At 43.4% G+C, this 12,693-nt stretch carries 13 protein-coding genes; 5 read left to right on the forward strand and 8 right to left on the reverse strand.

Annotation, left to right across the window (positions count from 1 at the left end):
- Nucleotides 1–32: 32 nt before the first annotated feature.
- The 4 genes from purC to dapA are packed head-to-tail and all read right to left on the reverse strand — an operon-like array spanning nt 33 to nt 3,556.
- The gene (gene purC, locus NH399_RS01665; RefSeq protein WP_253036673.1) at nt 33–743 is read right to left on the reverse strand and encodes a phosphoribosylaminoimidazolesuccinocarboxamide synthase; all 711 of its coding nucleotides are present in this window, start codon (nt 741–743) and stop codon (nt 33–35) included.
- Nucleotides 744–799: 56 nt separating this feature from the next.
- Nucleotides 800–1,567: an MBL fold metallo-hydrolase gene (locus NH399_RS01670; protein ID WP_253036674.1), complete on the reverse strand. Its 768-nt coding sequence runs from the start codon at nt 1,565–1,567 to the stop codon at nt 800–802.
- 9 nt (nt 1,568–1,576) lie between these two features.
- A complete protein-coding gene (bamC, locus tag NH399_RS01675) occupies nt 1,577–2,665 on the reverse strand; it encodes an outer membrane protein assembly factor BamC (RefSeq protein ID WP_253036675.1) in 1,089 nt (362 codons plus the stop codon).
- 27 nt (nt 2,666–2,692) lie between these two features.
- Nucleotides 2,693–3,556, reverse strand: coding sequence for a 4-hydroxy-tetrahydrodipicolinate synthase (dapA, locus tag NH399_RS01680; RefSeq protein WP_253036676.1), 864 nt, complete (start codon nt 3,554–3,556; stop codon nt 2,693–2,695).
- A 321-nt stretch (nt 3,557–3,877) separates the two neighbouring features.
- Here dapA and NH399_RS01685 point away from each other — a divergent pair, with 321 nt between their 5' ends.
- The 3 genes from NH399_RS01685 to NH399_RS01695 all read left to right on the forward strand — a co-directional run bounded on the left by NH399_RS01685 (nt 3,878) and on the right by NH399_RS01695 (nt 6,435).
- Complete coding sequence (locus NH399_RS01685; RefSeq protein WP_253036677.1) at nt 3,878–4,411, forward strand: glycine cleavage system protein R; 534 nt, start codon at nt 3,878–3,880, stop codon at nt 4,409–4,411.
- Between the two features lie 103 nt (nt 4,412–4,514).
- Nucleotides 4,515–4,991, forward strand: a complete 477-nt coding sequence (gene bcp, locus NH399_RS01690; protein WP_253036678.1) for a thioredoxin-dependent thiol peroxidase — start codon at nt 4,515–4,517, stop codon at nt 4,989–4,991.
- A 31-nt stretch (nt 4,992–5,022) separates the two neighbouring features.
- The gene (locus tag NH399_RS01695) at nt 5,023–6,435 is read left to right on the forward strand and encodes a PhoH family protein (protein ID WP_253036679.1); all 1,413 of its coding nucleotides are present in this window, start codon (nt 5,023–5,025) and stop codon (nt 6,433–6,435) included.
- A gap of 470 nt (nt 6,436–6,905) precedes the next feature.
- Here NH399_RS01695 and NH399_RS01700 read toward each other — a convergent pair whose 3' ends face one another.
- Nucleotides 6,906–7,991, reverse strand: coding sequence for an AI-2E family transporter (locus tag NH399_RS01700; protein ID WP_253036680.1), 1,086 nt, complete (start codon nt 7,989–7,991; stop codon nt 6,906–6,908).
- Between the two features lie 67 nt (nt 7,992–8,058).
- Nucleotides 8,059–8,277 (reverse strand): sulfurtransferase TusA family protein, encoded by a 219-nt coding sequence (locus NH399_RS01705; RefSeq protein WP_253036681.1) that lies wholly within the window; start codon nt 8,275–8,277, stop codon nt 8,059–8,061.
- A 263-nt stretch (nt 8,278–8,540) separates the two neighbouring features.
- On the opposite strand from NH399_RS01705, the gene NH399_RS01710 reads away from it, so the two are divergent.
- Together NH399_RS01710 and NH399_RS01715 are read left to right on the forward strand one after the other, a co-directional pair.
- A complete protein-coding gene (locus NH399_RS01710; protein WP_253036682.1) occupies nt 8,541–9,971 on the forward strand; it encodes a M48 family metalloprotease in 1,431 nt (476 codons plus the stop codon).
- Nucleotides 9,972–10,068: 97 nt separating this feature from the next.
- A complete protein-coding gene (locus tag NH399_RS01715; protein ID WP_253036683.1) occupies nt 10,069–11,853 on the forward strand; it encodes an acyl-CoA dehydrogenase C-terminal domain-containing protein in 1,785 nt (594 codons plus the stop codon).
- Nucleotides 11,854–11,937: 84 nt separating this feature from the next.
- Here the strand turns inward: NH399_RS01715 and NH399_RS01720 are convergent, their stop codons facing one another.
- The gene (locus NH399_RS01720) at nt 11,938–12,300 is read right to left on the reverse strand and encodes a hypothetical protein (protein WP_253036684.1); all 363 of its coding nucleotides are present in this window, start codon (nt 12,298–12,300) and stop codon (nt 11,938–11,940) included.
- 16 nt (nt 12,301–12,316) lie between these two features.
- Entirely contained in the window at nt 12,317–12,670 is a 354-nt protein-coding gene (locus tag NH399_RS01725; RefSeq protein WP_253036685.1) for a hypothetical protein, read from the reverse strand.
- Nucleotides 12,671–12,693 lie beyond the last annotated feature (23 nt).

Here is a 12,693-nt window from a genome sequence, read left to right on the forward strand (position 1 = left end):
TTCGTTTAGAGTAGCAAAACAACTCGAAAAAACTACACCTCTAACCCAATTCGCCGCGCGACCTCTTCATAACACTCAACTACATCTCCGAGTCCTTGTCTAAAGCGATCTTTATCCAATTTTTTCAACGATTCTTTGTCCCACAATCGGCAACCATCTGGGGTAAATTCATCGCCTAAAACAACATTTCCTTCATAACGACCAAACTCTAATTTGTAGTCCACCAACAACATTCCTGCCTCTGAGAAAAGCAGTTTTAATACATCGTTCACCTTGAAGGTCAGTTCTTTCATCTTGGCCATTTCGTCATCACTAGCCCAGCCGAAAGAACGAATGTGATACTCGTTGATCATAGGATCATGAAGCTCATCGCTTTTATAGAAAAACTCAAAGGTTGATGGGTTAAGCTCAAGACCTTCTTGAACCCCAAGGCGCTTACAAATACTGCCAGCGGCAATGTTTCTGACAACGCATTCGACAGGGATCATATCCAGTTTTTTAACAATGGATTCGTTGTCATTTAAGATATGTTCAAAGTGGGTAGGAATGCCTGCGGCTTCAAGCTTCTGCATGATGTAGCCATTAAACGCGTTATTTACTTTTCCTTTACGCGCGAGCTGCTCAGTTTTAGCACCATCAAAAGCACTTGTATCGTCACGAAACAACAAAACCAGTCGATCATTTTGCTCGGTAGAAAACACGGATTTAGCTTTGCCCGTTACCAACTCACTGACTTTTTCCATGATAGAAGCTCACAGTCTGCGTTAACAATGGTTTAATGACTTAAACCAGTACAACATCACTCGTCAGCCAATGTAATCCAACCAAATCCACCGGATTGCTTAGCTACAAAGTACTCAATATCGCGCCCGTTTAAGTTCTGCTGAATGATGTCACCAACCCGCTCTGGGCAGTTATTTTCTTCACTCAAATGCATGGCGACTAAATAAGACAGTTGTGACAGAGGTTGTCGTAATAACGAAGCCGCTTGATCGTTGTTTAAATGACCAAAGGGTCCCGAAATACGCCGTTTTAACGAAGCTGGATAACTGCTCTTTTGTAACATCGCCAAGTCATGATTAAACTCTAGCAGTAATAGCTGACAGCTCTGTAACACTTCAATGATATGAGGTGTAATGTGCCCAGTATCGGTCAGCAAGCCGATGCTTTTACCTTCAGATGACTGAAACACAAACTGCACTGGCTCTCTGGCATCATGCGGCACTGTGTAAGGTAGCACTTCAATGTCGCCGATAGAGACTGATTGCCCAGGCTCAAGCCATTGATAAGATTCAAGTTTCTCACAACTAGAATGGAGTCGGCTGCCTCGAGTTAACCAAACAGGTATACCGAATTTTCGAGAAAAAGCCGTAACTCCTCGCGCATGATCACCATGCTCATGAGTTATAAGAATGGCAGATAAGTCGTCAGGCTCAAGGTTTTTTTGCGCTAATCTGGCAACCGTTTCTTTAACGCTAAAACCACAATCGACCAATAGAATGGTATCTCCAGCAGCAATCAGGGTTCCATTCCCTTTGCTGCCAGAGCCAATAGAACAACAACGCACTTTGGGTGATTATTCCTTGAATATCTTCTGAGTACGTCCAAAGGCCTCAGCAAGGTGAGGGAACAGCTGAGCCAACTTGGTATCGGTTAACGGGTTACCGTCATCGTCAATAATCGTCATGGTAACGGGTCCACCGTCTTTGCCCATAACGACTAATTGATAAACCCCTTCTTTAAGATCTAAAACAACGGCTTCGTCGGCACCCACCAGCGAAGCAAAGAAGCCAGGTTCATTAGGTTCAAACTCGAAGAAATACGTGCTACGAGAATTGTCCTGGTCATTCATCTTAAAGCCAAACGGAGCCAATACCGCCGGACTCTTTAACCAGGCCGTACGCCATTGAGTGTCAGCAACTAGGGCTGCGTTACCATCGGCATCGGTACCCAATGTAACCACAAAGCCTTTATTCAACTTACGCAGTCGGCTAGCGTTTTCTTTACGCTCAACATGGTCTATATGGGCGATAAAACGGTTCAGAAACTGGGTCGCAACACGAACATTGCTTGGCTTTCTCAACCAAACGTCTTCATCAAAGCTCATAGTTTCGAACAGAGTTTGATTAACAGCGATTTGAGTTTCACCTTTACGTACGCCCGGTGAAATTTCGATATCGAACTTGCTGCGAATCATTTTTGGCAGCTCAGAGCCAAACAGTGAACGCCACCAGGTCTCGTTAGATTGAACCACCCATTCGGTACGCACTACATTTGGTGATGCAGATTGGTATTGAATGTCGCTTTTAGCAAAAAACTCTTGCAAGTTTTGCTGTGCTTTCTCAAGGCTACCTTCCCAGAAAATCGCCGGGTGGGCAGACTCTCGGTTAGCTCGCATACCTTTTGCCACGGCCAAAATCTGTTGCGGAGGACGTCGATCTAGCTGATCTCCAACCTGACCTTCCAAGTTCGCTTTTGGTGGCAACTTTAGCTCATCCCGCAAAGTGGATGTATCGTAATCTGAGGGTACGTTTAGGGGCTTTTCTTCTTTGGCATTTCGGTAATCCCGATCAAATCCCTGGCCATCACTACTGTCACCGTGCAACCAACTACAGCCACTCAAAAACAGGGCCGCAAAAGAACTAACAGCCAAGCAATACTTCATTCAATCTTTCTCCTAATTAATACCGAACTACAGAGAGTCCAAAGCCGCCTGCAATGCATCTCGTTGCTCAACAAGAGGAGTCAACGGCAAGCGCAAATTATTTTTTAGTTTACCCAGATAGCTCAATGCCCATTTTGCAGGAATAGGATTCGCTTCGGCGAATAACAATTGGTGCAGGGAGGCTATTTGTTGCTCAATCTCGCGAGCTTCTTCGGTGCGATTTTCAATGATTAACCGACAGCGTTGGCTCATTAACTCAGGCACCACGTTGGAGGTTACAGAAATAACGCCATGTCCGCCCATCTGCATAAACTCAAACGAGGTCGCATCATCACCACTTAACAAACAGAATTGACCATCAACACGCTCAATTAGTTCCTTTGCTCGACCAATATCACCTGTCGCATCTTTAATACCCACGATATTCTCGTGCTCAGCCAGCTGAAATACGCTGTCATTGATAAGATCACAGCAGGTTCGTCCAGGTACATTATATAGGTACAGTGGATGTTGAGCTGCCTCTGCCACCTGATGAAAGTGGGCAATAAGGCCTGCTTGCGAAGGTTTCACATAATAAGGGGTTACGCAGAGAAAACCATTGATGGGTAAATGGTTCAGCTGTTGGGTTATTTCAATGCTTTTGGCCGTAGAGATAGCCCCATTGCCAACAATCACAGGAATCTTGCCCTGAACCCGTTCTAAAGTCAGCTCGATAATGGATAATAATTCATCACTGGATAACGAAGACGACTCACCCGTCGTTCCCCCGATAACCAGAGCTTCAGTGCCGGCTTCGAGATGCCAATCAACCAAAGCTTGCAGTGCGGGTCGGTCAACCGCCCCATTTTCAGCAAAAGGAGTCACCAAAGCGACGATGCTGCCCTTTAACATAGCTGAGTTCCTAAAATTATCGAAGGCGCTATGTTACTGGCGAGGCGCAGGATTAACAAGTTTTGTTTATAGAAAGGCGATCTAATGAATCTTTAATCCCCCTAAGTTAGAGGACTAGAGCAAAAGCACGTATCAAACGTACTTTATATAGTAAGAAAATACAGCTAGCCTATCCCTTATTAAGGATGCCGCTAAATATCCAAAGCATGGTATAAAACCTAACCAAAACGATAAAAAAACGAGACGAAAGTTCAGTATCTGCTTGCAAAAACTCAAAAAGCAATGATACTAGCCTGTCTCTGTAAACTATAAGAATAAATTATGTCGTCACGTTTAGTCATATCAGCCATTGCTCCGAATCAACCGGGCATGGCAAACAAAATTACTCGTCTGATTTCTGATTTGGGCGCCACCATACTGGAAAGCCGCATGACCGTCATGGGGAACGAGTTTGCCGTCATTATGGAAGTGGGTGGAGAATGGAACGCCTTGGCCAAATTAGAACATCAGCTCCCTGCTAAAGCTCAGAGTTTGAACTTGATTACCATGTTCAAACGTACAGACGAGTCTCCAACAGAAGAACGCGCCGCTCCTTATCGCGTGCGTATTATCACGCTAGAAGATAAAGGAGTAACCAGCGAGATCACTGAGTTCTTTGCAGAGAAAAAAATCAACATTGAAGAAATGAATTGTCATACTTACCACGCACCTCACACTGGCACACTGATGGGCGAGATAAAAATGACCGTTAGCATCTCAGTTGATGCTTCTTTAGCCAAAATAAAACGTGACTTCGAAGAGCTTTGTACCAAGCGTAATCTTGATGCAAACATCGAACCACTTCAAACAGCATAATTCCTTAGAGCAACAAAGATAAAAAATCTTGTAATTGCAGTTGCAAGAGCCAAATCTTTGTCGTAGATTCAAAACATGGATGTTCAACTAAGGAGTTATTCGATTGTCCAACCTTCCAGAAGTTGGAAAGAAAGCACCCAACTTTAAACTTCCCGCCACTGGCGACCAAACCCTCGCTCTAAAAGATTTCAAAGGTCAACATCTCGTTATTTATTTTTATCCCAAAGACGCCACCCCCGGTTGCACAACCGAAGGGCAGAACTTTCGTGATCTGATGGCAGAATTTGAGGCTGAAAACTGTGCCATTCTTGGTGTGTCGCGAGAATCCATAAAATCTCACGAGCGCTTTAAAGAAAAGCAATCGTTTCCTTTTGATTTACTTTCTGACGAAGATGAAGTCATGTGCCGGGCCTACGATGTTATTAAACTGAAGAAGCTTTACGGCAAAGAATATATGGGTATTGAACGCAGTACTTTCCTTATCGACGATAAAGGTAAACTCCGTCAGGAGTGGCGCAAAGTACGAGTAAAAGGTCACGTTGATGAGGTTTTAGCGGCAGTTCAAGAATTAAACTCATAGTCATTCAGTCACTTTGAGGACACTTTACAATATGGCGCGATTAAAAGTTGAAGGCAAAAGACTCTTTGTATTAGACACTAACGTATTAATGCACGACCCCACTTCCCTCTTTCGTTTCGCAGAACATGATATTTACCTTCCCATGGTTGTTTTAGAAGAACTCGATGCCGCCAAAAAAGGCGTATCCGAAGTTGCTCGTAATGTGCGTCAAGTGAGTCGATACCTTGATGAACTTATGAACGGCGCAAATTCTACTGAAATTAGTCAGGGTATTTCATTAGAAGGCTCTCCTTATGTCAATGATGAAAAAACTCGAGAAGGCCGTATCTTTTTTCAAACAAAAGAGCACGCAGATAGCTTACCCGCTAATCTTCCGGGAGTGAAAGCCGACAACACTATTTTAAACATCGCGCTAAAACTAAAAGAGCGTCATCATGATCGTCAGGTAACGCTGGTTTCCAAAGACATCAACTTACGTATTAAAGCCAAGATCATTGGTGTACATACCGAAGACTATTTTAACGACAATGTGCTCGATGAAATAGAACGATTGTTTGTGGGTTCTGCCAGCTTGCCTGAAGACTTTTGGGAAACCCACAGTCGCGAAATGAATTCGTGGTTGGAAGAAGGCCGCACCTTTTACAAAGTTAAAGGGCCACTGGTTAAGCAATGGTATCCCAATATGTTTCTTTACTCAGAAGGTGAAGATAACTTTGAAGCTACCGTTCGCGAAACCGACAACGACGAAGCGATCATCGAACTGGCACAAGACTACCGCACCGATAACCATAATGTCTGGGGAATCACTGCCCGTAATCGAGAACAAAGTTATGCGCTGAATCTTTTGATGGACCCAGAAGTTGACTTTGTATCTTTGCTCGGCCCCGCAGGAACCGGTAAAACTTTATTGGCACTAGCGGCGGCGCTAGAACAAACCATTGAACAAAAAATTTACAAAGAAGTATTGGTCACTCGAGTAACTGTACCGGTTGGTGAAGACATTGGCTTTTTACCCGGTACAGAAGAAGAGAAAATGACTCCGTGGATGGGCGCGCTTATGGATAACCTGGAAGTGCTCGCACCCAGTCAAAGTGATAACGAATGGGGGCAACAAGCGACTCAGGATATTTTAAGTCGTTGGCTTAAAGTGCGTTCGCTGTCGTTTATGCGAGGCCGTACGTTTTTAAATAAATTTGTGATTATTGACGAAGCTCAGAATCTAACCCCCAAACAAATGAAGACTTTGATCACTCGGGCTGGCCCCGGCACTAAGATGATTTGTTTGGGTAACGTAGCTCAAATTGATACGCCTTACCTAACAGATACCAGCTCAGGGATTACCTATGTGGTGGATAGGTTTAAGGACTGGAAGTACAGTGGGCATATTACGTTGCAGCGGGGTGAGCGTTCGCGGTTGGCGCATTTTGCTTCGGATGAGTTATAAGGTGTTTGGCCATCATTTCTGATAATCAGGAGTGGTGGTTTTTAGTTCTATTCTTTTTCATTTAAGCTTCTTTTTTCATTTTGCCGAATTGAATGATTAGTCAGCTTAAAATTATCACCTGTTACTTCCTTAACTCTTTTAAAAGTAAATATTTCGCCCCTGACGAGCATACTTTACCAAGAGCGGTAAATAGCTCATTAGATCCCATTTTGTATCACAAAATAGGGGCAAAGCGCCCTAGTCCGCTGCGCTCGGCATTTGTTCAGAAGGGATTTTGTGTGAAAAGCATGTCTCTTAATTTTGCTGGGATTTTTTGATCTTGTCGGTGCCAAGGAAAATTCGCTCTGACTTTGTGTTTCTGTTTGGTTTTCTTTCTTGGCTCAGAATTGTCAGGCAACAACCCGGATGAGAGCAGAATCAGATTGAAGATTCACGAGCTAGCTGCATTCATGCAGCTAGCTTCAAACAACCTACTGGCATGGTTCCCCTTCATCCTCATCACTGCCCTTTTTAACATCATCCCAGCCATTAATAACGGCTTTAACCAGAGTCGCCAGTGGAATAGCAAAAAAGACACCCCAGAAGCCCCAGATACCGCCGAAGAAAAGTACCGCAATAATAATAGCGACCGGGTGAAGGTTAACGGCTTCAGAAAATAAAATAGGAACTAAGACGTTTCCATCAAGTGCTTGAATAATAAAGTAAGCAATCATTAAATAAACAAACTGAGACTCAAATCCCCATTGGAAGTAAGCAATGATGGCTACGGGAATAGTCACTACCGCAGCGCCAATGTAAGGAATCAATACAGAAAACCCAACCAATACGCCAAGTAGCAACGCATAATTAAGTCCCATAAATGAAAACACCGCAAAACTGGCAGCGCCGACAATAAAGATCTCCATAACCTTGCCGCGTATGTAATTACCAATTTGCAAATTCACTTCATCCCAAACTTTATTTGCTAACTGACGTTCACGAGGTAACCAACGCAGCCCCCAGTCAATAATGACTCGCTTGTCTTTCATAAAAAAGAAAATCAAGAGAGGTACAAGAATTAAATAGACCAGTATTGCGGCAATGTTAACTAAAGAAGTGACAGAGGCCTTTACCACTAACTCTCCTTGATCACCCACTTTTTTTGCAATATTGGTGTAAAGTTCTGAAAGACGCTCTTCAGATAAAACGCCGGGATACTTTTGTGATAGTGACTGTAAAGCAGCTTGAGCTTTCTCAGTCATATTTGGTACTTCGGCAACAAGATTTTCTAGCTGTTGCCAAATAAGGGGAATAACACCGAAAGTGAGCAATAAAAAGACGCCACAAAATCCACTAAAGACCAGTACCACACTGTAATAACGTTTTACATTTTTGCGTTCGAGGGCATCAACCACCCATTCAAGTAGATAGGCCAGAACAATGGCCACAAATACTGGTGCTAAAATTTCGCTGAGAGTGTATACGGTTAAAAATCCACCGAGCAGTATCACCATCAAAATAACAGCTTGCGGGTCCGAAAAATTGCGTCGGAACCAGCGCATAAATAGTTTAGCCATAATGTCCTGTAATCTTGTTTTGCTTATAATTCAAACATTGGAAATGTAAGTGTCGGCGCTAGTTGTGCTATAGCATAACAACTTTAATATCTTCATGACTGGAATAAACCTCACGAGTTAGCTCACAATGATACTTATGCTTCAGCTTGGCTAAGTCGTCAAAAAATGAGGCATCCGTCACACGAAAAATCAACTCTTCACCTGGTTGGCTTTGCTTTAGCTCAAGCTTCGCCTTCACCAAAACCAGCGGACACCTAAGATTACTAAAGTCGATTCGTCGTTGCATAAGATTTTATAATGATATCAATATCATTACATTCACTATAATTTGGGGTATAGTCATTTTGAGCGAGACGTCACAGTGAATCAAGAGCCCAGAACAGGAACTTTTGTAAATTAAGTCGGTCAGAGTCGGTTAGTCTTTAGTATTTACGGTTCAGGTTGTTAAAACGATGGCTAAAGCACTCTCATCCGCAGCAGTTTAAAAAACACCCAGTATCGTCATACTGACCTGCCAGCCACATTAAATCGCATTATGGTGATATAAGATTGAAACAGTTTATTCTTGCACTGATTAGTTGCTTTTCTACATTTGTTGTTGCCGCAGATGCTGAACTTCCCAAAATGGGCAGCAGTAGCTCACGGGTATTGTCAGAATTACAGGAACAAATCGTAGGTGATGAATATATGCGTCAAATTCGACGCTACCTGCCTCTGGTTCAAGATCCTTTAGTCATCGACTATATCAAGCACTTGGGCTTTAAGCTGGTCGAAAATAACCCAGATGCCCATGACCGCCAGTTTTATTTCTTCGTTGTACAAAACGACACTTTAAATGCTTTTGCTATGCCGGGTGGCTACATTGGCACACACACAGGCTTAATCACAGAAGCTGATACAGAAAGCGAGCTGGCAGCGGTATTAGGCCACGAAATCGCCCACGTGACGCAGCGTCACCTAGCCCGTCGATTAGAAAAAGCTCAGCAGCTGTCGCTTCCTGCCTTAGCAGCCACCTTAGGTTCAATTATTGTGGCGACTCAAAATGCTCGCGCAGGTATTGGGCTCATGGCTACAACGCAAGCAGGTGTGCAGCAAGCCATTATTAATCACACCCGCTCTAACGAAAAAGAAGCGGATCGTATTGGTATTCAGACCTTAAGCGCAGCAGGCTTCGATACAGCAGCTATGGCCGGGTTCTTCGAAAAGATGCAACTGAACACGCGTTACCTGCGCAAGCCTCCCGAATACTTGATGACTCACCCCGTCAACCAGACCCGAATCTCTGACGCTCGAGCTCGTGCACGAGCTTTGCCTAATGGGAAGTTGTCTTCGACTTTGGCATTTGAACTTATCAAAGCACGATTAAGACTGTCTGAAGATGAGAAAAACAGCGAGCTTTACCGAAAGAACACAAAACGCTATCAAGAAAAGAGCTTTACGAAAGAGGAGCAGCTTTACTTTTTTGGTTTGCAGGCTCAATTGAACAGTGATCATACAACCGCAATCAAAGTCTTAAAGCAGTTGCACGATTCATCACCTCGGAATCTAATCTATCTGGTTTCATTGGCAGAAAGTTACATTGCGGCGCAACAACCTACCAAAGCGATTCCCATGTTAGAAGCTGAGTTAAAAAACACGCCTTCTAGCTATCCCCTGATTATTACCTACTCAAAGGCACTCAATCTTAATAATCAACCCATTGCAGCACGTAGCCTGCTGCTGGAACATGCCTATTCAAATAATGCCGAGCCAAGCATGCTTAACTTATTGGCCAGAACCCAAGAGATGGCGGGATTCACAGACGAAGTGCATGAATCTAGAGGGCAATATTTGTACCTGACAGGCGACCTAAAAGGAGCCTTAGCGCAGTTCGAAATCGCACTCAACCGCTACTCCGATGACCCTTATGCTAGCCAACGTATTGAAGCCAGAATCAGCAAAATAGAGAAAACCCTGAAAGAACAAAATAAAAAGAAATAAGCCCGTCACAACCGCGTTATTAGATTGCATTCGATTTGCTTGACGCCAATGGTCTGACCAGTTAAGGTTTTATAAAACCCTAGCAGGAGTCAGGACCATGGCTGAATATAAAGCACCCTTAGAAGACATTCGTTTCGTACTGCATAACTGGTTAAAAATCACCGATCACTACAAAGCCAGTGGCTTAGAAGAAGCCGCAGATCAAGAATTAGTCGATGCCATTCTCGAAGAAGGCTCAAAGTTCAGCAGCGAAGTACTCGCCCCACTTAATCAAACGGGTGATGAAGAAGGCTGTACATTTAATGATGGCGAAGTGACTACGCCCAAAGGATTTAAAGACGCCTACGAGCAATACAAAGCCAACGGCTGGCCCTCGTTTGCTGGCGAAACTGAGTACGGTGGGCAAGGCCTTCCTTATTCTTTAGCTGTTGCGTTATCCGAAATGGTCACCTCTTCTAATATGGCATGGGGAATGTACCCAGGCTTAAGCCAAGGTGTTATCGAAGCGCTTTCTGCCCACGGTACTGAAGAGCAAAAACAAACCTATATGACCCAGCTGATTAGCGGTGAGTGGACAGGAACTATGTGTCTTACCGAGCCTCACTGTGGTTCTGATTTAGGTATTCTTCGCACAAAAGCAGATCCACAAGACGACGGCAGCTACAACATCACAGGAACCAAGATTTTTATCTCTGCTGGTGAGCATGACTTAGCTGATAATATTATTCACCTGACACTGGCCCGACTTCCTGATGCGCCAGAAGGCACCAAAGGTATTTCACTCTTCGTAGTGCCCAAATTTAATTTGGATGGTAACGGGCAAATTGCCGACCGAAACACCGTTGTGTGTGGTTCTATTGAACACAAAATGGGGATCAAAGGCTCTTCTACTGCTGTCATGAACTTTGATAGCGCAAAAGGCTTTTTGGTAGGTGAGCCAAACAAAGGGTTGAACTACATGTTCACCATGATGAACGCTGCACGTTTAGGTACTGGTCAACAAGGTCAGGCCCTAGCAGAGTCTTCTTATCAAATTGCACTGGCTTATGCGAAAGATCGCTTACAGATGCGCTCGTTGAGTGGTCCTAAGAACCCAGAGAAAGCTGCCGATCCAATTATTGTGCATCCTGATGTTCGTCGTATGCTGCTGTCACAAAAAGCCTACTCTGAAGGTTGTCGTGCTTTGCTTTACTACACAGCCACATTGGTCGATAAAGAGCGTACAGCCAAAGATACCGAAGAACGTGTTATTGCTCATAAAGAACTCAGCTTCTTAACCCCCATCTGTAAAGCTTTCTGTACCGAGTTAGGTTTTGAAGCAACTAATCACGGTGTGCAAATCTTTGGTGGTCATGGATTTATTTCTGAGTGGGGTATGGAGCAGTTTGTTCGTGATGCGCGTATCACTCAGCTTTATGAAGGCACCAACGGTATCCAGTCACTGGATCTTCTGGGACGAAAAGTTCTGCTGGATCGTTTGGAAACATTAAGAGTTATCCAGGCACAGATCAAAGACTTCACCAAAGAAGCCGCAAAACACAAAGAGCTGAAACCTTACGCAAAAGAGCTTAAGCTTCTGGTTAAAAAGTGGTTCTTTATGACCTTTAACATTGCTCGTTCAGCGAAAAAAGATAAAGAAGAAGTCGGTGCAGCCGCTTTCGATTACCTGATGTACTCGGGTTATATTTATCTGGGTTATATTTGGCTACAGCTTGCTAATACCGCACTCAATACATTAGAAGCAGGTAGCAAGCAGCAGAAAAGCAAGCTGGCAACAACTAAGTTTTATTTTGAGCGCATACTGCCTCGAGTGAAAACTCATGCAGCCAGTATCAAAAGTGGCGCAGATAACTTGATGGATGTTGATGAAGATTTGTTTTAATTAACATTTCTTAAGTCATAAAAAAAGCTCCGTTAATCGGAGCTTTTTTTTTGCGTTGCTATATTCTACAGCTTTAATAATTGACTAACCATTTTCAGCCGTTAACATCACATAACCTGGTGCAGGTGTGGCAGCATACGTTGGTAAGCTATTACACTCAGCACCATTCGCATTACCATAATAAACAATTACCTTTTTTGCGTTCGTCATTGAAGCTGCAATGTACGACGACCACATAGAGCAAGTCACTGCATCAATACCGTGAACACTTCCCTGCAAGTTACACAAACGAGTGTAGTCGTTTCTCCAGCTGCCGCGAATAATCAAATCACCTGACGAACTGACATAACTATTAAAAACCGTGCCGTTACACCACAATGAGTTTGCGCTGGCAACGCTACTTATAAGCAAAGCAACAGAAGCCATTATTATTTTTGTATAAGTCATTGTTCTAATCCTTTAACTATTTGTCAAAACGAATCGCATCAATTTGGCAGAGTTTATTACCACTTGAATCCGGCCATATACGATTGGTATAAACTTGAAAGCGAACACTCAAATCGGTTGTAAACGCCGTTAATAAAAAGGAAGTCAAGGTTTTATAACCTGGTGCATTAGGGGTCAACCAAACACCTTGAGGGCATTCAGTCAATCCAGTAGGAAAGAAAACGGCCACATCAGAACCTTCTTTTCCTGCAACCGCTCCAAAGTCATCATAGGAATACATCTTTGTTATTTTTCCAGCTGATGTATTTTTTATGGATGCAAAAGCGTTAATGGACAGAGCCATTAGTCCTATTAAAATAAATTTATTCATAATCTATTACCTGATAAATTTGT

The sequence above is a fragment of the Pleionea sp. CnH1-48 genome (assembly GCF_024124665.1).
In the GTDB taxonomy this organism is placed as follows: domain Bacteria; phylum Pseudomonadota; class Gammaproteobacteria; order Enterobacterales; family Kangiellaceae; genus JAMXSB01.

Bases quoted from the DNA above. Each gene is read 5' to 3' on its own strand.
- purC (WP_253036673.1), bottom strand. From the start codon at position 743: ATGGAAAAAGTCAGTGAGTTGGTAACGGGCAAAGCTAAATCCGTGTTT.
- bamC (WP_253036675.1), bottom strand. From the start codon at position 2,665: ATGAAGTATTGCTTGGCTGTTAGTTCTTTTGCGGCCCTGTTTTTGAGT.
- dapA (WP_253036676.1), bottom strand. From the start codon at position 3,556: ATGTTAAAGGGCAGCATCGTCGCTTTGGTGACTCCTTTTGCTGAAAAT.
- NH399_RS01685 (WP_253036677.1), top strand. From the start codon at position 3,878: ATGTCGTCACGTTTAGTCATATCAGCCATTGCTCCGAATCAACCGGGC.
- NH399_RS01695 (WP_253036679.1), top strand. From the start codon at position 5,023: ATGGCGCGATTAAAAGTTGAAGGCAAAAGACTCTTTGTATTAGACACT.
- NH399_RS01700 (WP_253036680.1), bottom strand. From the start codon at position 7,991: ATGGCTAAACTATTTATGCGCTGGTTCCGACGCAATTTTTCGGACCCG.
- NH399_RS01705 (WP_253036681.1), bottom strand. From the start codon at position 8,277: ATGCAACGACGAATCGACTTTAGTAATCTTAGGTGTCCGCTGGTTTTG.
- NH399_RS01715 (WP_253036683.1), top strand. From the start codon at position 10,069: ATGGCTGAATATAAAGCACCCTTAGAAGACATTCGTTTCGTACTGCAT.
- NH399_RS01720 (WP_253036684.1), bottom strand. From the start codon at position 12,300: ATGACTTATACAAAAATAATAATGGCTTCTGTTGCTTTGCTTATAAGT.
- NH399_RS01725 (WP_253036685.1), bottom strand. From the start codon at position 12,670: ATGAATAAATTTATTTTAATAGGACTAATGGCTCTGTCCATTAACGCT.